Consider the following 20351-nt stretch of genomic DNA (forward strand, 5'->3'; position numbering starts at 1 on the left):
TCTGGTAACCGGTCACTACCACCTCTTCCATTTCACTCACATCCTCTTCCAACACCACGTTGATCTCCTTCTGTCCCGTGTAAGTCACCGTTTTCGTTTTCATCCCGACAAACGAGAATTCCAACACGATCGACTGTTGATCCGGGATAGACAATTTATAGGTTCCGTTTATATCCGTGGCCGTACCTAAACTGGTACCTTTCACCAGAACGGTTACCCCCGGAAGCGGAGCGTTGTCCTTGTCCACCACTTTACCCGAAATCTCCACGGATTTCACGTTCACCTGTGTTGCCGGTTTTCGGGAAACAACAATCACGTTATCGACCAATTCGTATCCGAAATTCTGTCCGAACACCAATCGAACGAAGTCGGCTACCGAGGCATTCTCCAGATCAACGGACACTTTCTTATTCACATCAATCTCCTGTTTATTAAAAAAGAAATCCTGTTTTAATTGTTTTTCCGCGCTTCGGACGGCCTCTTCCAAGCTGACATCTTTTAATTTCAGATTAATAACTGCATTCTGACTGGAAGCCGTTGCCGACACGTGGGTTAACCCCACCAGCATCAGGAATATCATAACCCTCACACCATGGAATAGGTTAAAAAATCCCCTGTATGTACCGGAATGGCACAAACTAAACTTTTTTTTCATAACTTTGAATTTCAAATTAATTATTGAGGTTCTCTTTTGGAGAATCAGACGAGGGTTGTTGACGGCAATCCTCGTTTTTTCTCCTACTTACTTTTTATTGTCACTTTTATTGTTCGTCCATTTATATCAAAAATAACATTACTCGTTTTTTCCACGATAGCTAACACGTTTTTCAAATCCATATCCCGGTTAATCGCTCCCCGGAATTCATAACCTTTCGCCTCCGGAGCCAGATAAACCACATCAATATCATACCACCGTTTCAACTGACACATCAAGTCTCCCAGGGTTGTAGAAGGGAAAACAAAACGTCCCTGCCGCCAAGCCGTGAATTGCTCGACCTCCACCTCTTTCAATTCTGTTTTGCCCGATTTCAAGTTCAAAACACTCTGCATACCCGGCCGTAAAGTCACCTCTTCATGTTCTTTCTCCGAGGTAAACCGCACCTGCCCCTCCACCAACGTGGTATATATATAGTCTTCATCCCCATATGCCTTAACATTAAACGAAGTTCCCAGCACGGTAACATTCGACTCTCTCAGATGAACAACAAAACGTCGAGATGTATCTTTTCGCACGTCAAAATATGCCTCTCCCCTTAAATACACCTCCCGTTTCCCCACACCGAATTGTACAGGAAACCGTAGTTCCGATTCGGCATTCAACCAAACCCGGGTTCCATCACTTAGTTCTAATTGATAAAAACCTCCCGTCGGAACTTTCAGCGTGTTGTATAAAACTTCCGTCACGTTTTCATCCAACGCCTTTGCTTGCACGTAAGTCAATCCCTGCAAAGAATCATCTTTGATACCGGATACGCCATGATCTTGAATTTGTCGTCCGGAACCGTCCAACAGGACACGCTTACCATCTGCCAAAATCAATTCCACGTTAGCCATTTTATGCTGGGTTAAATTAACCTGTTGAGGAAATTTTTGTTCAAAAGCCCAATAGGAATCATTCCACAAATACAATACACTTAACGCAACACACAACACGACGGATGCCGCCACGGACCAGCGCGTAACCAGTTGACGTTTTTTCTTTCGACTAATGGCTTGATGTAAACGTTCCCGCTCTTCTCCCTTTACTACCTCAAAATTCCAGTTCGTGTATTCCTCCCGGATCGCAACGAATTCCCTCAACATCTCCACGTGTTCCGGATCACTCATCCAAGCCTCAACCAGCCCGTTATCCAATTCATTTCGACGTGTAAGGATCTGATTAGCAAACTCTATATCTTTCTCGCTATACTTCATCTCTTTCTATTTTTCACAGCTAATACACGCACCCCTAAAAAATGGGCGACAAGAGAAATAAAGTTTTTTGAAAAAAATTCAGCATACTGGTTACAGATACCCGTCTATAACAAATAAATAACTGAACACATGAATATTACATTCCTTTTAGACACAAAAGAAGCATGATCAGATCCTCCTGCAATTCATCCCGTAAGAATTTCAAGGCGCGGGTAATATGCGTTTTTACAGTGTTCACGGTAATGTCCAGTTCTTCCGCCACCTCCTTGTACTTCTTCCCTTCCACCACACATTTTACCAATACCTCTCGCTGTTTTTCCGGTAATTGCGCCAATTTTTCCTCCAAACGCACCAATCGTTTCTCATAATCGTCCAATTCCTCATTTGCAGCCTCCAGTAATTCAGTCACGGCTTGCTCGTTACCGGTTACCACACGCAAATGCCTTAAATAATTCAATGCACAATTCTGGGCCAACGTGAACAAATAAGATTTCACCGGATAAACCGGATTTAGACGTTTCCGGTTACTCCACAACGTCAGGAAAGCATCATGAACAATATCCTTTGCCACCTCTTCATCCCGCACGTAATTAAACACGAAACCCATCAGTTTCGTGAAATGCAATTCGAACAAATCCTCAAAAGTCTTATTGTCTAAAAGTTCATTCGCCATATAGTATTCGTAATTAATACGCCCGGGACTTCGTTTTGACAAAATTAATTAATTTATTAAACTAAAAAAATAACATACCAAGATAATGATTTACAAAAAAAGAGGAATTACTGCTCGGATGCCGCAATTCCTCGATAAACTTTTCAAAAAATTATTCTAATAAATTTCAGATATACTCTTTTATCAATATTATTCTCTTCAGAACACAACAAGTTGTATTCATTTCTGTAATTCAGATTCAATTATTTTTTTCAAACGAGGATCTGTAGGACGAGGAGCCTCCTCCATAACGACACATCCTTTCTTGTCAAAGACGACAAAACGAGGTACCCCTACAATATGATAGTCTTCCGCAAACTGACTTTGGTCTCCAGCATGTAACTGAATACCTTCTAAGTTTTTTTCTTTAACAAAGTCAATCCATTTCTGTCGATCTTTTTCTTTATCCAACGAGATCCCGATAAACACGACATCCTTACCTTGTAACTCCTCTTCCAGCTTTTTTAAATAAACATATTGTGCCAAACAGGCTCCACAAGTCATTGTCCACACATCCACGACAACCACCTTGCCTTTGAAGTCCGATAAAGAGATCTTTTTCCCATTCACGTCCGTATACATGAAATTTCTCGCCGGTTGCCCAGCTAAAGAAGGATATAATTTAGTGGCCATCAGTTTAGCCCTTTCCTTTTGATCCTCCGTCAAAAGTCCCTCATTCTCCTTCATAAAAGTTTCGTATTCAGGATAATATTTTGCATGAATAGAGAACATATATAAAAGAACTTCTCCACGTAACCGATCGTTACTAAATATCTTTTCACCTTGCCCATCCGGATCAATTCTATAGGTAAAATTGTAATACATTATCAATAGATCAAAACCCGTCGGGAACAACAATAAATCATCCGAAGAAAATTTCTCTTCAGAAAGAATGGAATCGTAATAAGTAGGCCAATCAGAACGTTGAGGATGTACACTCCGTGGTGACATCAGAAACGATATTGCATAGTAATCCACGTCATAATCAATCTTCTTATGAATCAACTTGTCAAATCCAGAATTTCCACTCCTAATTGTTTTTTTCACGGAATCAATTTTTGTAACGAATCTCGTAAACCAAGGGAAAAACTCTTTATAAGTTACCCCTCTTCCTGTCATGGCACGCAAATCATTCACATATTTTTCCCATTGATAAAGAGCCTTATTCTCTCTCGTATTTTTCCCCGTCAACACAGCCCCCTGTTCCAACAAATCAATCTGAATCTTTTCTCCACCTTTCACATAAACAGGAAAATTTTTTTGTTTATCACCCAAAGCATAAAAACCCGGCTTTTCCGGTACAAACGCAAAACGATAAGCCCCATCCTGTTCTACCGTAGCTGTTGTACATTCTTTCACTCTTCCGTTCTCCACTGAAAAAAGTGAAATTTTCGGTAGTTTTTTATACTTGACAATGCCTTCCAAAGTTGTTTGCTTTTGTGCAAATACAACCATATTCACACAAAGAAACAACAATGATAATAATACTCTCTCTTTCTTCATAATCTAATCATCTCCAGAACAAAAAAGTTCATTCATTATTTTTGCAATTCTTTTTCGATCATCTTCTTCAGCATAGGATTAGAAGGACGAGGTGCATTTTCAGTAACTATATTCCCTCTTTTATCAAACAACATAAAACGTGGGATTCCTTTAATTTCATAATCTCTAGCTATCTGGCTCCATCCTGAAGCGTGTAACTGCACTCCTTTCAAATTTTCCTTCTTCACGAAATCAATCCATTTCTGTTTATCTTTAGCCTCATCCAATGATACACCGATAAATACCACGTCCTTTCCGTGCATCTCTTCTTCCAACTTTTTCAAGAAAGGAAGTTCCCCTTTACAAGGTCCGCACCAAGTGGCCCATACATCTACCACTACAACTTTCCCCTTAAAATCAGATAAAGAAACTTCTTTCCCGTTTATATCCGGATAAATAAAATTCTTTGCAGGCTTACCAGCCTCAGAAGGACGCAATTTCGCTGCAATAGCTTTGGCTCTTTCTTTTTGATCTGGTGTCAAGATCACTCCATTTTGTTCCATGAAAAGCTCATATTCCGGATAAAACTTCGCAGCTGCTGCAAATGTCCATAAAAGAGCCTCTCCTTTCAACTGATTATTATTCAATGCATCAGCACCTTTTCTATCCGCCTCACTCATTGTTGCAAAATTAGTATAAGCTAACACCATATTAATCCCCCGCGGAAATTGTAATACGTCTGCAGAAGTAAATTTTTTGTCTGATACGATCGTGCTAAAAAAGGCAGGCCAATCAGAACGTTGAGGATGTGCAGTACGCGGTGTCATTAAAAACATCATGGCATAATAATCCACGTCGTAATCTATTTTCTTCCGAATTAATTCATCAAATTTCGGATCTCCGCTTTTAATTGCTCCTTTTATTGAATCAATCTTAGTTATGAACTGGGTAAATTCCGGAAAAAATTCTTTGTAAGTTGTCTGCGCCACCATCGTCACGATAGACTGATAACGAATATTATTAGCAAAATCTTCCCACTGGTAAAGAGCTTGATTTTCCTTTGTATTCTTTCCCGTCAGCATGGCTTTTTTCTCCAATAAATCAATATTGATCTCTTCTCCTCCCTTCACGTAAATCGGAAAACTCATTCGACGATCTCCCACTGCATAGAAACCGGTCTTCTTCGGAACAAATGTAAAACTATAGGAACTATCACGCCCCATCGTTGCCGTGGCACATACTTTCATGTCCCCATTCTCAACCTCGAAAAGCGTTATTTCCGGAGTCCGTTTGTGTTTTACAAAACCCTTTACCGTTGTACTTTTTTGAGCAAATAAAGTTACACTTGTACAAAGTACCCACAATAATAAACTAATCTTTTTCATACATACATTTTTAAATACAATACCCTATATTCTGTCTTATCATTATTTTACAAGGACAAAGAGGTAACAAGGGAAGGGGAATCCCCTTCCTTGAACAAATACCTCAACTCCAAATTCTTGAATTACTTATTTACATATACCCGAAATCCGTCATTAATGTCTTTATGATTTCATATTTTTCCAATACTAATGGATAATCGGCATATAATTCTTTAAATTCCTTCTCGCTATATTGAAAATAGGCCAAAACAAAATCTTCTAAATCATTGGCCTTTGTCAACGTGTAATATATCCATTGTGATGGATCTTTTCCTTCATTCATTGCATAATATCGACTATCATAGTCTAAGAAACCATACACTTCACATTTTGCAGACGGCATGGCAGCACTAGGAGATGGAGTAACCATTTGCTGATAGTAACTTAATTTTTTGACTGGATCGTAACTAACCATATAAAAATCTGACAATTGTTCTTCATCCAATTGTTTCAACGCCAATGTCGCTAAAATAAGCCCTTTGTGTTTATTTTGTTCCTCTGGCGTCATTTTAGCAATTGATTTCACTTGTCCTATTGCTAATGTCAATGTCCCCTGGTACACGTTTAAATCTTTTCTCTCCACAGCCCACCCATTCATACGCATCTCATACAAAGAATCCAATAAAAGAATAGAATTAAAATACATATTTTCGGGTAATGCCGGTATAAGATAATTATCTAAAAAAGAAATTCCTGCCAACTGATCTTCCAGGCTTTCCAATAAAGAATACCTTCTGGATTGTAGTCCATTATCTGTGACCGGAGCCCCAACCGTGTAATTTATATCTAAAGTACAATAATACATAACGGGATTCCCATAATAATCCACTCCGCGTTCTTCCACTCCGATCGTATCATTTACAAAAACAGGTATTCCGTATTTTTCATACAACAAAAATCTTTCATGTCCAATGTGATCTTCTGAGTCCTCGATCACAAACCAATCCCGATCCGCACTGGACGGTTTCAATTCGTTTTCATCACTACATCCTACTGTTAGAAAACAAGCCAATATAAACCATATATATTTTTCCATATCTTTCATCATTAAAAACGTATAAATGCCTCTCGATCCGGTCTTGTCTCATTATCAACCATATTTCCTTTATTAAACTCAATCACATGTTGGGGAATCGGAATCACATATGCCGGTTCTGATTCATACATGTTCAGTTTATAACTACCAACATATGTTACCTGTCGGATTGAATTATCGTAGAAATAATGATCATGTACAATCTCTTTTGTAGACGGGTATTTCGGATGTACAGCATAACGACGTAGATCAAACCACCGATGTCCTTCTCCGCATAATTCCCGACGCCGTTCGTCCCGAATCAATTCAATCAGTTTTTTTCCACTTCTCGCATCCAATTCTTTATATTCTGCCGCTACAATCCGTTTCACACGTAACTCTTCCAATACAGCCATTGCCTCCGCATCTTTCCCTAACATAGCTAAAGCCTCCGCCTTATTTAATAACACTTCAGGCAAACGCAGTAAAAATTCAGAAGATGCAGTTGTCAAAGAAGATGTTGTCTGTTTCTGGATATATCGTTTACTCGTCGGATCTGTCTGATTCACATACATGAAAAATGTAGGACGCAAATCTGTCCCCCAATCTTGCTCCTTACTGTACATTTGAACAAGATCTTCAGAAGCTTTATATCTGTTGACACGAGCAAGTTCACTCCCGGCTGCAATACCAAAAGCGCTTATATTTCCAGCAAAAGCACCCGCCCCTTGAGTAAAAATTGTTTCCACAGAAGTTTGATGTATCACATCAACCGGAACAATATCGTGTATTCCATATATATCTGCAGGAGAAGCTACTGTTTGTGCAAATTCATTATAATCCAGTAAAGCATAATCCCCTTGTAGAACAGAATCTGCAGCTTGTAGAGCAGCCTCATACTCACCTAAATACAAGTAGACACGGCTCAAAAAAGCCTGAACAGCATGATAATTTGCTTGAAAACCACTTTGATGTGCCTTCCCCTTTAACAAGCGAGCAGAAGCCTCCAAATCACTCGTAATTAATGCATAAGTTTCTTCCACTGTATTTCTCTTAAAATAAATATCTTCAATATACTCCGTGGTCTTCAAAGGTACACCCAAATCCGTTGAAGCCGACTCTTTCACGTAAGGCTTAGCATAAGTATTCACCAAAAAATAATAATAAAAACCTCGTAAAAAATGACATTCTCCACGCAAACGCTCCACTTCTTCCGGGAAATCGGAAATGTCTTTCAGTTTGGATAACACGACATTAATAGCACTGATATTCTTATACAGGGTCACCCAAGTTTCATCCCGATATACCGTATTATTTCTTGTACAAGGATAACTCGCCCAAATAAAGAAATTCTCATAATCTGTATAATTGGAATTCACTACCGATTCTTCCAAATCGTCATCCATCGTATGTAACCACTTAAAACTTGTACCTCGATCAAGATATCCGTTACCGATCAGCACCTCTTCCAAATCCGTTATCGTCTCAGCATACGCCAGATCCTGAGAATACTCCTTCAGAAAGCTATCACAACTTCCGAACAGGAATATCAGCACACTTAAAATAATATATTGTTTCATCATCCTTCAATTAAAACGTTATACTTAAATTCATTGAATATGTAGGACGAATCGAAAGATTCAATTGATCGGCAGTTCCTGATTGTGAAGGATCCTGACCTTTCAATTTTGAACTGCAAATGGTGAATAAATTCGTTCCAGAAATACCGATATCAGCTGATTTCAAATGCAACTTCTTACAGAAACTTTCCGGCAACATATATCGGAAAGAAATGGATTGCAATTTCAAATAATCTCCACTCGCTGTCCGAATATTCGAATTGTCATACATCTGCCAGATATTTTCTGCAAATTTGATCGAGCTGTAATTTCCGGACTTCCACCAAGGCATTAAAGTCTGTGTATATTCACTATTCTGAAGTAATCCCGGAATATTAGTTCTTTTTTCATCTCCGGGCCTTTGCCAACGATGCACAAACTCTCTACGCATATTTCGTTCCGGTAGGAAAGCCACGCTAGAGCCTCCCGAATTTTCCCCATATAACTTCAACAATCGAATTTTTGAACCTAACGAATAAGAAAAATGAATCCCCAACGTCATTCTCTTATAAGAAAAGGTATTAGTAACCCCGCCTTGTATCACCGGTACTTTTGTTCCCGACACCTTCATTACCCGACGGAACACTTCTTCTTTATCCATCTTCACATACTCATCTTTCATTTCCTCGTCAATATCATAAAACATCGGACGTCCATCTATTGCGGACAATCCTGCAAACTTGTAAGAATAAAACGAGTTTAAAGGTTCTCCCTCAATTAACACATCACCATTCAAATAGTCCTCAAATCGAATTTCATCCTGCACTTTATCAAAACTATTATTATTCACGGCCTTTGACAATAATGTATTCACAATTTGTCCGATCTGAGGATCGAAATCCCAACGGAATCCTCCCACCTCTGCACCTGCCTTAATCGGAGTGAAATTGAAACCCAACTCAAAACCTTTATTCTCCAAGGTACCCGAATTAACCACATAGCTATCCATACCATTTATATCCGAGATCGTTTTGGTCAGGAAAGCGTCTTTCGTTTTCTTATAAAAGTAGGAAACAGTACCACGTACCCGATTATCAAATAAAGCAAAATCCACTGATGCATTGATCGTTCCCGTCTTCTCCCAGCGCAAATTTGGATTCGGGTAATGCTTTATTTCCGATTCATATTTACCAAAATCGTCATTATAATCTCCTCGTTCAATGATTAACTCCGGACTTTGATCACTCAAAATATTTCCCTGATAACCATAGGACGCTCGCAGACTTAATAGATTAACCCAACTCACTCCCGCAAGAATATTGGATTTCATATCCCAACTACCGGAAACAGACCACACAGGTAAAATACGTTCATTACTCCGATCTCCAAATTTATTGGAAGCGTCAGCCCTAGTATTAAAATTCAAAGAATAAGTATTATTATAGGTATATGTCAAAGTTAAATAGCCAGACAACTCATTTTGAATATTATCTGTAATAACTCCTCGGGATACCCCTGTAGTATTCATCTGCCATTGAGCAAATGAAGTATAAACTGTCGGATCAAATGTAGTAATAATCTTTCCTCTCTCCGGTAAATATCCTCTATGGGTTTGCTTTTTCCCTACATACTTGTTAGATGATAATTCAAACCCGACAGATGCATTTATCAAATGTTTACGATCTTTATCCAGGAATTTATTATAATCCAACTGTAAACGTGCAGTATAGTTATCATTCCGAGAAATATCCTCACGATATTCTCCTCCCATCGGCAACAAACTCCAACTTTTAACCTCATCCGGTAGTGTAACCCCATAATCCGTTCCCCGAAGACAAGCTGCATACCAAGATGATTCATCCATGAACGTCTCTTGTGTTGTATTACTCATTCCATAAGAGAACATCAATTGAACCTTCAAATTCTCGTTAAAACGATAGTTCAAATCCGTGGTAACTGTTGCTGCATAAGTATTATATTCATCCCGGCAATTCGCCATCTCGTTCAACGCATTAAATGCCAAATGTAAACGTTCTTTCCCCTCAGGATGATTATAACTTTTCGTGTAATAGTACAAACTTCCATCCCCATTGTAGGCAGGTATCGTTCTGGCCGTATTGTAAGCATAATTCAATATATCAACTTCCGAATTCGTGTAATGCCGTTCTCCCCGATTCGCTTGAATCATAAAATTGAATGCCAGTTTATCAAAATTCCCGTTCACCTTTAATAACGTAGAATACCGATCATTCTTTTCCCTCTTGATAACTCCTTTTTCATCAGAATATCCTAAAGAAGCATAATAACGTACATTCTCACTTCCCCCCGATAAACTCAATGTATGATTATGCGAAAATGAATCCTCCGTGATCAGTTTAAACCAATCCGTGTTCACAGTCTCAATTCGATTCACTTCTTGTTGAAACTGTTCGTAAGTGTATACACCATTCAACAATTTATTAATAGCATCCTCATATCCCACGTAATTTTGAATATCAGGAAGAGACAATCTTTTTTCAACCAATTCACGGGAATAAGCAACACGTTCCTTTGAATTCATCAAGTAGATATTATTATCCGTGTAACGAGGCCTTCTCGTGTAAGTTCCACTCACGTTATATGTCACGGAAGGAGCTCCAGCCTTCCCCTTTTTAGTTGTTATAACAATCACTCCATTAGCAGCCTTCGCACCGTAAAGAGCGGTTGCAGACGCATCCTTTAAAATATCAATACGCTCAATATCATCCGGATTAATACCAGAAATCGCATTTCCCACTAAATTCACGAAATCCAAGTTATTAGCTAATGTCGGACTCACATTCACGGGATCTCGTAATATAATTCCATCCAACACCCACACCGGTTCTTGATTTCCCAAAACGGTCGATGTTCCCCGCACCCTCAATTTAGGAGCTGCTCCCACCTGACCGGAATTTTGCATAAATGTCATACCGGGAACATGTCCTTCCAGTAATTGATCAACCCGTGTTACCCCCGGAACCTTAATATCATCCATTTGTAAGGTCTGGACAGCACTCGTATTCTTTCTCTTATCAATTGTTTGGTAACCGGTAATCACGACCTCATCCATTTCCTCAACATCATATTCCATCTGGATCTTATACATGCTTACTTCAGGCTGTAATTTCACGTATTGTGTTTTCATTCCAACAAAAGTTACAATCAATGAATCCACATCTTTCATTACCTCTAAAGCAAACTCGCCCTGCATATTGGAAGCCGTTCCGACACTCGTTCCCTTCAATAATACTGTCACGCCTGGAAGTGGTTCTTTTGCTTTATCCGTGATAACACCTCGAATTGTCCGACTCGTTTTTTCTTTCGGCATAGCCTCAATCTTTCGGATAATAATCGACTGCATCTCAAACTTATACGTGAAAGGCTTACCCTCAAATAACTTTTTCAATACAAAATCAACAGTCACGTCTTTCACGTTTAAAGAAACCATACCGATCTCATTCAGTTGCATAGCACTATACACGAAATTCAAACCAGTCTGTTTATTAATCTCTTTAAAGATTTCCTGTACCTTCACTTGTTTCAAATGAATCGTAACTTTTTGCTCCTGAGCCATTACCCCCCACGGTATCAGTAACATTATTTGCAACAAAAATACTTGCAAAACTTTACGCTTTACACTTTTTAAGTTTAAAACACTCTTTAAACAAACCCATTTTCGTTTTTTTTCCATAAATTTGTTATTTACTATTTAACACTGGATGTAAATTTACATCCTAACATATACCGAGAGTTGGCCCACAACTTTCGGTTTTTTTATTTCACGGTAACAATATTTCCTTGAATATTAAACTCCACGGCGGCAGTCTCTTCCATCAGATGAAGTACATCCGAAATATCTGCAAAACGAGTAATAATCCCTGTAAATGTATGTTTTTTAATTCGTTCATTAGCATAGAACACCTTCACATCATACCAGCGACTCAAACGTTCCATGATCTCTTCCATCGGCTCATCTTCAAAAACAAACTTACCATCCTTCCAAGCAACTGCACCATAAGGGTCCACATTCTCGACCTGTATGGATTGAGTGGCCTTCGTGAATAATGCCATCTGGTTAGGTGAAAGTCTCACTTCTTCTCCCGTGGCACTCACCCGAATCCCGACTTTACCATTTACCAGCGTGGTTTTTACCGTTCCTTTCCGATAGGTATCTACATTAAATTCCGTCCCATATACTTTAACTTCCATACCTTCATCCGTGGCAACAATAAAAGGATGTACCGAATCCCGTGCTACCTCAAAATAAGCCTCTCCGGTCAGATACACCTTCCGTTCCTCTCCGGCAAAAGTTACTGGGAAACGAAGTTGCGTGAGTGAATTCAGCCAGACCTTTGTTCCATCGGCCAATTTCAATTGATAAAATCCTCCCACCGGAATTTGCATCGTGTTATACACGATCTCTTCACCAATTTCTTTCCCCTGAATCTTTGCACCCACGTAATTCAATCCTGCCAAGGAATCATTTCGAATTCCGGATTCTTTCATTCCCTCTATAAACTCACTCCTTTGCGCCAAACACACCCTTTCGCCCGTGGACAAGATTAATTCGGCCTTCACCCCCGGAACAATTCTTTCCGTTTGAGCAATCCCTTGATCAGCTTTCATCTGGCTCCACTCGTTGAGTGCAAATCCCACAAACACCCCCACCAACAAAACGACAGATGCTGCCACAGGCCAATAATGTATTATTCTCCGTTTCCGAACTTTACCCGCATATGACTGATGAATAGATTTCAGGAAACGCTCCTTCTCCCGTTGTTTACGAGAAACAGACAGGGTCGGACCATTTGTCATGTTCCATATTTTCTTCCATTGGCGAAAATATTCCCGGTTGCTCTCTTTCTCTTCTATCCAACCTTTCAACTCACGAATCTCCCCTTCTGACGCTTTCCCGTCAAGCACCCGCCAAATTAATTGATCTATTTCATTCGTCATAGTTTTTCCTGTTTATACTCCTATGACAACTTGAAAAGAAAAAACCCCTACGCTATATTCAAAAATTTACAAAGAAAATTAAACTCAACAACCATTCTAACTCTTTCCGTAAACGAGACAATGCTTTTGTCATCTGAACTTCAACCGTTTTTACAGATATATTCAAACGTTCAGCAATCTCTTTATTGGATAATTCTTCCATTTTACTCAACACAAACACCTCTCGACAACGCTCCGGTAATTTATCAATTGCCTCCCGCAAAGCATTATTTATATTCTCACCCAACAATGCCAATTCCGCTTCAGGCGTTTGTACTATTTCAGAAAAATAAAAATCCAATAGTTCCCGATCAATATGGTTATTGACCACTTTCCGATGCTTAATCTCGTTCAAACAACTATTATAAACAGATTTATAAAGATAAGATTTTATAGACAAATGAATATTCAAATTCGCATGATCCTCGTACAACTTACAAAACGTCTCCTGTACCAGATCATAAGCCAACTCGGTCTCCCGAACAATACGCCCCGCATAATTCAATAACCCTTCGTAATATCTGTCAAAAAGATACTCAAAGGCCTTCTCTTCCCCTTTTCGCAGGGCTTCCAACAATACGTCATGATTATCAAAAGGATGCATACTCATTTCCATAAATTTCACAAATCTAAGAAAAAACAGAATATGCAGAGATTATTTTCTCTCAAGAATTTACACAGTATATATAATTACACAAATTTTCTTCTTAAAAGGAGTAAAATATTCCAACGAAAAGAGGAGTTATCCCTATATTCTAAGATAACTCCCCCACACCAACAATTAAAACTATTTTTTACTATACTTCTCCAGTAACGGAATGATCACATCTTTTTGAGAAGGACGAGGCGCAGAAGCAGAAATAATCTTGAAATTTTCATCAATCAACAGAAAACGAGGAATACCCGTAATATCCCATTTCATCCGAACGAAAGGGTCTGTTGCAAATAATTCCAATACATTCCCATGTTCAGTATCTTTTTTCATACTCTTTAACCAAGATTTCATCGTATCATCTACAGCAACTCCAACAAATTGGATATTGGGATATTTTTTACTCAACTCTATAAAATGAGGCATCTCCCCCCAACAAGGACCACACCAAGTTGCCCAAAAATCAACAAACATCACTTTACCTTTATAATCACTTAACTTCCTCTCTTTTCCATCCATATCTAGCACAATAAAATCAATGGCCGAACGTCCCTCCATTAATTTTGCCCGTTCCTCTAGTCGACCCAAAAATGCTTGTTTAAAATCAGCCTGTTTTAATTTTGCCCCCCAAGTATACAATTCATCGTAAAGAGACGGTATCATCTCTTCTTCCATACGTTCTCCCATCGTGCAAACGCACTCAAATTCCCTTAGCCGTTTTGATTTCGGAAAATCAAAAACATCCATATCATAGCACATCAACAATACAAACCTCACAACTGCAATATCCAAATACTTATCTTTAGCCGAGATCTCCTTCAATAGAGGATTCATATACTCCCGAATTGAATTGTGAAACTCACTAATAACTTTTGCTTTCTCTTCCTTTGTCTTTTTATCCCTTAAAAGGCTAGAGTACCATAAATACATCATATAGCTATTAGCAACATCCGCCTTTATACGCATCATCTCCAACTCTATGAATTCTTTACTCACATTCTGTAAAGCTTTCAATTCTTTTTCTCGCTGAGCCGCCAACTCTTCAATACATTTTCTCGTTTGCTCAAAATCATCCTTCACATTATCTCCTCCCCTTAAAAAAGATCCCTCATGTGGAAACAAACGTCCTTTCATGTAATTATTCACGTCAGCACCTTTTCCCTTAAACCAACTTTGTGGCTGAGATGTTCCTAAATACACTTCCATGTCATCCCCCGGAGTCAAATACAACGTATTCCTTCCCACAGAATAATATCCCGGCTTTTTCAAATCAAAAGAAAAATCAAAACGACCATCTTCATTTACTACAATTTTTTGACTTCTTGCTTTAGAAACATCTCCTACAGCCCCGTCAAAGTCCATGATAACCACACTTTTCCCAAACTCTTTCAAAGAACCATGTAAACGCACATTCTTTCCCTCACCGTGGTTAACAACACCAACCACGAATAAAAAAAACAATAAAATATTTTTCATACTATACTAATTTTACAAAATAGAATACTTAATTTTCAAACAAGATTTTCAATTTTTCATTCAACCATCCTCCGCGAGCATTCGTACTAAGCACGTTCCCCTCTTTATCAATCAATACGCACGAAGGCACACCACTAACACCGAACAACTTCATACATTCTTTGGTGTAACTTTTCCCATTCGCCCCATAGACTTGAATCCAAGGCATTTCTTCCTCCTTCACCGCTTTTAACCATGCCTCCTTGTCATCATCTATTGAAATACTAATCATTTCAAAACCTTTCTCATGATAACGTTGATAAGTTTCTTTCAAATGAGGGATATCCGCCCGACAAGGTCCACACCAAGACGCCCATAACTCAACCAACGTGTAATGTCCCTTTTTCAAGAAAGTTGACAATTTCACCGTTTGTAAATCCGTGTTCAACACATCAAAATCAGGTAACATGTCCCCCACATAAAGCGGTTGTTCCAATAAAGCTTTTACTGCTTGCTGCCCTTCCGATGTTGCTTTAACCGTCTCAGGTAAAAGTCCTGCAACCTGTTTTGCCTTTGCCCTACTATAAGCCCTCACCCGCAAATTTTTTGCGATATACAACGCTACTGGAGATGCTTGGTATTGACGAATAAATTCAACACCAATGGCGAACGTACTGTCCCGTATAGCATCCATTTCTCTCACGTAACGAAAAACATCATCTTCCGTCCCCTTTTTACGATAATAAGCCTGACGATAAGCCTCAAACAAACTATCATATTTCAAGGTAAAAGGAATCACACGTTCCTTATATTTCGCATACAAATCATGAGAGGAAGAACCTTCCACTCGTAAATTTTCCGGAACACTTTTTTCCGCTTTTGAAGGCAATTCCGAAAAAGGTAAAGTAATTCTAATCGTTGAATTTTCCACAAAAACGGGCACTACCATAATGTTACTCCAGCCATACAACCTTTGTGCCGGATTTTTAAAAAAAGTAATACAACGTAGTTCCGGATGATCAATCTTCCCTCGGAATTCAAACTGTCCGCCCTTCAGTTGTACACTGTCATAATATACTTTTTGTCCTAAATCCGTTAAAAACACCCACTCGTTTTCCGGAGCTCCCTCAAACATACCTTTTATCACATACCCCTTAGGTTTACTTTGACAAGCACCTAAAAGCAAGAAAAAACAGCATATAATTATGAATGATTTCATCTTATGCTTCATTTAAATAAATACAAAGTCTACGATCTCTCCGAAATCCGGATACACTTGTAAAGCCGGATAATCCTCACTATCTGCACCGACACTACCTGTTGATGATAAATTTAAAATAACGAAATCACTCGTTCCATTACCCATATCAAAAGATACTCCCAAACTTTGCTTCATATCAAATTGATAAGCTGTAAAATCGAAGTCTTTCGGTGGGTAAGGATCTATTCTCTTAGCAAACTTCATTTTGGAAACTTTTCCTCCCGGATGCGTGTATATCACTTTAGCTTTTCCCCCTGATTGTTTAAAATCCAAACGATAGACTTTATTCCCGGATGCATAAAAAATAATACCGCTATAAGGAGGAGATGAAACAACATGACTATTTTCATCCAAATCTTGAGGCAATTCAAACTGATAATAGCCATTAAATGAGGCATACGTGGGATCTGTAAATCCTTTGGAATTAAACTCATAAACACAACATTTATCCTCACTCTTAGCCAAAGCATAACCATACATTTGAGTTCTGTCTTGATCGTACTGGTATCCCACGCCAACATACAATACCTTCTGATCAGGAGATAATTTATTGGGATTCACGACTGATACATTTCCATCCCGAATAGGAATCTCTTGGATTAGGTCAACATTTTCCTCCCCTTCACTAAAATACAATGGATCGTATTTCTTCACACCATACCCATCACTTGTATTATAGTAAAAAGCAAAACGATGTCCTGCCTCATCATACAATAAAGCTGTATTACTCACTTTAGAAGCTAACGTTATTTTCATTTCTCCCTCTAACTTCGTTCCCGGTTTATACACCTTACCAGCCCTCGGAATCTGGTAAAGAACATTATTCGATAATAGCAATGCACTCGCAGAACCATCACCATCCAGCAACTTAATATTTTGGAAATCAAAACTAGAACGAGCCATTGGAGCTACCATTCGTGAAAGACTATCTTTCTTTTCAAATCCTTTCCATTGACAATAAACCCCGGCTTCTGTGGGAACATCCGTAATCACGTAAAACATATTCCAACTACTCCCATATCCATAATATTTCGACGAGGTTGTATATTGCCCCAAACAAAGAGGTTTTCCGGCAAATCGTTTTCCAGTTTCGTTATAGAAAGCCTCTTTTCTCACCTGAATATCTCCATCAATATATTCGACAGCTCCCAATTTCGTCTGCCCATCTTTAGCATGCAACACCATCCATGCTCCGTTATACGGCTTAATTAATTTTATAATTGTATTTGCCGGATATTCAATTCCAGTTATTTCATCATAAACGTTCAACCGAAAATAATGCTCATATTTCAAATTTTTCTCATTAGGATCAATATGAAATCGTAAGTTTACTTCCGTACCGACAGTATCTAAATCTTTATTATAACTCAACGCTTCTGCATAAAACATCTCGTTAATCGTAGAATGCAACCAAGCATATTTCAAATTTTCCGTATTTTCCTGCAAAGATTGTGATAGCTGAGGAATTATAGTAACAGTGGTATCTTTCCCTAAACGAACCGCATACACTTCATTCAAAGAAACATCCACTGTGTTGATTTCTTTATAATCATAATTTCCCTTATCCTCATAACAAGAGGCCAGCAACAAGACAACTAGTATATAAATTAATGTTTTCATCATTTCTTATTTTTTATTAGTACTTCGGGATACTAATCCATTCACCCGTATTTTCATCAATCAAAGGTTTATTAGCAGGATTTGCCTTATAAGCCTCAAGATCCTTGTAAAAAACATTCGTAATCCACTGAGTTATAAATGTATCTGTCGCAGCCCACTCGTTCAATTTTGTACACCCATATTTTGTAATCAGATAACGAGCTTTTGTCTCACTATAAGGCCCAAAGAAAATAGAATAATAATCGTCCCACTCTTCCTTATAAGTTCCCCATAGTTCCATGTTCACGGTATTCTGAACCTTCAATTTGAATACTTGCCGTTCCGCTGTTCCCGCCTTAAAATCTGATTTTTCATAATCAAAAGTCAAATCGGCAGTATATTCGACATTTCGAATTTCCGGACGTTTTAAAAGAATTCGAAACTGGGCTATCCCCGTATCTGCGGGGACATAGTACTCATCCGGATATATCACCTCCAACGCATTTTGTTCCGGAACCTTTGTTGTAAAAACAATCTTTCGAGGATAATCCGCATATATCCCACTAATTTTCACCCCGATAAGTAACGTGTCCATCAACAAGGAATCCCCCAAAGGATTAATCCCAAAATTAACTTCATAATGTAACTTCTCAACATCATCTCTCCACGAAGGCTTAGAGTTTTGCCCCAAATAGTAATCACTCATAAAATTAATCTCTCCACCTTCCCCGTATTCTATCATTTCGTATTCCTCACATCCTTGAAGAAATACACATAACACAAAAAAATGTAATATGATCGTTATTATTTTCATAATTCATTCATTTTTCAACGTTTAAATCTATCAATTGGTTTTACCAAACAAACTCTCATTATCCGGCCACGAGAACATGTAATTACTTTCAGCCAAATGATTCACCGGGCAATGTAAGAATGACTTGTAAGCATGACGTTTATAAAAGAAAAACAATTGTCCTTCTCCATAAAACTCTTTCCGGTATTCTTTTTCGATCTCATCCAAACAATTTAATTCCGTACAAACAACAGGATCAACACCCCGCATATCCCGAACTTTATTTAGGAAAACAGCTGCCTCCTCCGGAGTTGCAGCGCATTCTGCCAAAATATAATACATCTCGGCTAAACGAATGAGCACGATCGTACCCTTTGTGGAAGGCCACAATGACTCTTGTTTATACTTCCGCATAATAATCCCATCAGCTCCATAATCAAACGCCACTCCTTCCCGCACTCTCAAATCATTAGTACCGTCATGAACCACGTCAAATATTTCATATAAAAAGTTTTCATTATCTACATAATATTCCTTCTCTGTAGTTATATCCTCTGCCACTTGTAGATCAAACTTATCCACATAAATAGAAAAAAGAATCTCTTTTGAACGTAAAATATCTGTAGCGTCATTTATCAGTTCAAAATGCTTACTTTCAATTACCTGATTAGCATAATTCGCAGCTTCAGTCTTATTTCCGGCATATAAATACACCCTTGCCAACATTGCTTTCACCGCATATAAATTCATTCGCATATGCCGATATACCAAAAAAGCATCATTAACATCCATTCTTTTCTCTTCATTTTCCGTTTTCGGGAACTCAAACTTTAATGTGTCAGACCCTTTCAACAACATTTCAGCCTTCTTTAGATCAGCGATAATACTATCCACAACTACATTCGAAGGTTGCATTTCTTTCGGCTCCCGGTTAAACTCCGTCCGGTAAACAATACGCTTAGCCGTTGAATTATCTTTATATATCGGCCCAAACATTCTCAACAAATCAAAATGAAGAAATGCTCGTAATCCCAATGCTTCTCCCTTGATAATCTCGTAATAATGTTCAGTAGTGAATACATGCTTATTCTTATCACAATAGTACAGCAAATTATTCACATTGGCGATTACATTATACATTTCAGACCAAATCTTATCCGTATACTCTTGAGTTTTCGTTGATGGAAATGTATACCACAACTCATCTTCATAATTCAATTTATCATTTATGTGATAACGTTGCCCTAAAATATCCAAAAAACCATAACTCAGATTTCTCGCATACAAATCGGTAGAAGTCATTTTTATATAAATCCCGGTCAGAGACTCCTTGAAACCAAGCTCCCGACTAAACACCTCTTCTTCTTCCACCGTTGTCTTCGGTTCCACGTCTAACCAATTGGAACAAGAAGCAAACAAAAGCATACTCAAGCAAATGCTAACTATATATTTTCTCATATCTTATGATT

General features: G+C 38.4%; 15 protein-coding genes. All 15 read right to left on the reverse strand.

Going from position 1 to position 20351, the window contains the following annotated elements:
* Window positions 1-655: carboxypeptidase-like regulatory domain-containing protein (locus AB5542_RS03900; RefSeq protein WP_368242986.1), on the reverse strand; the 655-nt coding region annotated here is incomplete at its 3' end.
* Between the two features lie 83 nt (window positions 656-738).
* The gene (locus AB5542_RS03905) at window positions 739-1914 is read right to left on the reverse strand and encodes a FecR family protein (RefSeq protein WP_279040589.1); all 1176 of its coding nucleotides are present in this window, start codon (window positions 1912-1914) and stop codon (window positions 739-741) included.
* Between the two features lie 136 nt (window positions 1915-2050).
* Window positions 2051-2629: an RNA polymerase sigma-70 factor gene (locus AB5542_RS03910; protein WP_230328324.1), complete on the reverse strand. Its 579-nt coding sequence runs from the start codon at window positions 2627-2629 to the stop codon at window positions 2051-2053.
* 177 nt (window positions 2630-2806) lie between these two features.
* A complete protein-coding gene (locus AB5542_RS03915) occupies window positions 2807-4129 on the reverse strand; it encodes a TlpA family protein disulfide reductase (protein WP_279040591.1) in 1323 nt (440 codons plus the stop codon).
* 35 nt (window positions 4130-4164) lie between these two features.
* On the reverse strand, window positions 4165-5493 hold the full coding sequence (locus tag AB5542_RS03920) for a TlpA family protein disulfide reductase (RefSeq protein ID WP_279040592.1): 1329 nt from the start codon (window positions 5491-5493) through the stop codon (window positions 4165-4167).
* 130 nt (window positions 5494-5623) lie between these two features.
* Window positions 5624-6568, reverse strand: coding sequence for a hypothetical protein (locus AB5542_RS03925; RefSeq protein ID WP_279040594.1), 945 nt, complete (start codon window positions 6566-6568; stop codon window positions 5624-5626).
* A gap of 11 nt (window positions 6569-6579) precedes the next feature.
* A complete protein-coding gene (locus AB5542_RS03930) occupies window positions 6580-8127 on the reverse strand; it encodes a RagB/SusD family nutrient uptake outer membrane protein (RefSeq protein ID WP_279040595.1) in 1548 nt (515 codons plus the stop codon).
* 10 nt (window positions 8128-8137) lie between these two features.
* Window positions 8138-11818 carry a SusC/RagA family TonB-linked outer membrane protein gene (locus AB5542_RS03935; protein ID WP_368242987.1) on the reverse strand — a complete coding sequence of 1227 codons (3681 nt, stop codon included), beginning with the start codon at window positions 11816-11818 and terminating at the stop codon, window positions 8138-8140.
* An 83-nt stretch (window positions 11819-11901) separates the two neighbouring features.
* The gene (locus AB5542_RS03940; RefSeq protein WP_279040597.1) at window positions 11902-13083 is read right to left on the reverse strand and encodes a FecR family protein; all 1182 of its coding nucleotides are present in this window, start codon (window positions 13081-13083) and stop codon (window positions 11902-11904) included.
* A 58-nt stretch (window positions 13084-13141) separates the two neighbouring features.
* The gene (locus AB5542_RS03945) at window positions 13142-13738 is read right to left on the reverse strand and encodes an RNA polymerase sigma-70 factor (protein WP_279040599.1); all 597 of its coding nucleotides are present in this window, start codon (window positions 13736-13738) and stop codon (window positions 13142-13144) included.
* Between the two features lie 171 nt (window positions 13739-13909).
* Window positions 13910-15250, reverse strand: coding sequence for a TlpA family protein disulfide reductase (locus AB5542_RS03950; protein ID WP_279040601.1), 1341 nt, complete (start codon window positions 15248-15250; stop codon window positions 13910-13912).
* Window positions 15251-15278: 28 nt separating this feature from the next.
* Window positions 15279-16448, reverse strand: coding sequence for a TlpA disulfide reductase family protein (locus AB5542_RS03955; protein WP_279040603.1), 1170 nt, complete (start codon window positions 16446-16448; stop codon window positions 15279-15281).
* 12 nt (window positions 16449-16460) lie between these two features.
* On the reverse strand, window positions 16461-18110 hold the full coding sequence (locus AB5542_RS03960; RefSeq protein WP_279040604.1) for a PKD-like family lipoprotein: 1650 nt from the start codon (window positions 18108-18110) through the stop codon (window positions 16461-16463).
* A 16-nt stretch (window positions 18111-18126) separates the two neighbouring features.
* Window positions 18127-18903: a DUF4843 domain-containing protein gene (locus tag AB5542_RS03965; protein WP_279040607.1), complete on the reverse strand. Its 777-nt coding sequence runs from the start codon at window positions 18901-18903 to the stop codon at window positions 18127-18129.
* A 30-nt stretch (window positions 18904-18933) separates the two neighbouring features.
* The gene (locus tag AB5542_RS03970; protein WP_279040609.1) at window positions 18934-20340 is read right to left on the reverse strand and encodes a RagB/SusD family nutrient uptake outer membrane protein; all 1407 of its coding nucleotides are present in this window, start codon (window positions 20338-20340) and stop codon (window positions 18934-18936) included.
* Window positions 20341-20351: the final 11 nt, after the last annotated feature.

The sequence above is a fragment of the Butyricimonas sp. RTP31003st1_G1_RTP31003_210430 genome, from assembly GCF_040920905.1.
GTDB lineage: Bacteria > Bacteroidota > Bacteroidia > Bacteroidales > Marinifilaceae > Butyricimonas > Butyricimonas paravirosa.

Coding starts and splice junctions, on each gene's coding strand:
- AB5542_RS03905 (WP_279040589.1), bottom strand. CDS start 1,914: ATGAAGTATAGCGAGAAAGATATAGAGTTTGCTAATCAGATCCTTACA.
- AB5542_RS03915 (WP_279040591.1), bottom strand. CDS start 4,129: ATGAAGAAAGAGAGAGTATTATTATCATTGTTGTTTCTTTGTGTGAAT.
- AB5542_RS03920 (WP_279040592.1), bottom strand. CDS start 5,493: ATGAAAAAGATTAGTTTATTATTGTGGGTACTTTGTACAAGTGTAACT.
- AB5542_RS03925 (WP_279040594.1), bottom strand. CDS start 6,568: ATGGAAAAATATATATGGTTTATATTGGCTTGTTTTCTAACAGTAGGA.
- AB5542_RS03930 (WP_279040595.1), bottom strand. CDS start 8,127: ATGAAACAATATATTATTTTAAGTGTGCTGATATTCCTGTTCGGAAGT.
- AB5542_RS03935 (WP_368242987.1), bottom strand. CDS start 11,818: ATGGAAAAAAAACGAAAATGGGTTTGTTTAAAGAGTGTTTTAAACTTA.
- AB5542_RS03940 (WP_279040597.1), bottom strand. CDS start 13,083: ATGACGAATGAAATAGATCAATTAATTTGGCGGGTGCTTGACGGGAAA.
- AB5542_RS03945 (WP_279040599.1), bottom strand. CDS start 13,738: ATGGAAATGAGTATGCATCCTTTTGATAATCATGACGTATTGTTGGAA.
- AB5542_RS03950 (WP_279040601.1), bottom strand. CDS start 15,250: ATGAAAAATATTTTATTGTTTTTTTTATTCGTGGTTGGTGTTGTTAAC.
- AB5542_RS03955 (WP_279040603.1), bottom strand. CDS start 16,448: ATGAAATCATTCATAATTATATGCTGTTTTTTCTTGCTTTTAGGTGCT.
- AB5542_RS03960 (WP_279040604.1), bottom strand. CDS start 18,110: ATGAAAACATTAATTTATATACTAGTTGTCTTGTTGCTGGCCTCTTGT.
- AB5542_RS03965 (WP_279040607.1), bottom strand. CDS start 18,903: ATGAAAATAATAACGATCATATTACATTTTTTTGTGTTATGTGTATTT.
- AB5542_RS03970 (WP_279040609.1), bottom strand. CDS start 20,340: ATGAGAAAATATATAGTTAGCATTTGCTTGAGTATGCTTTTGTTTGCT.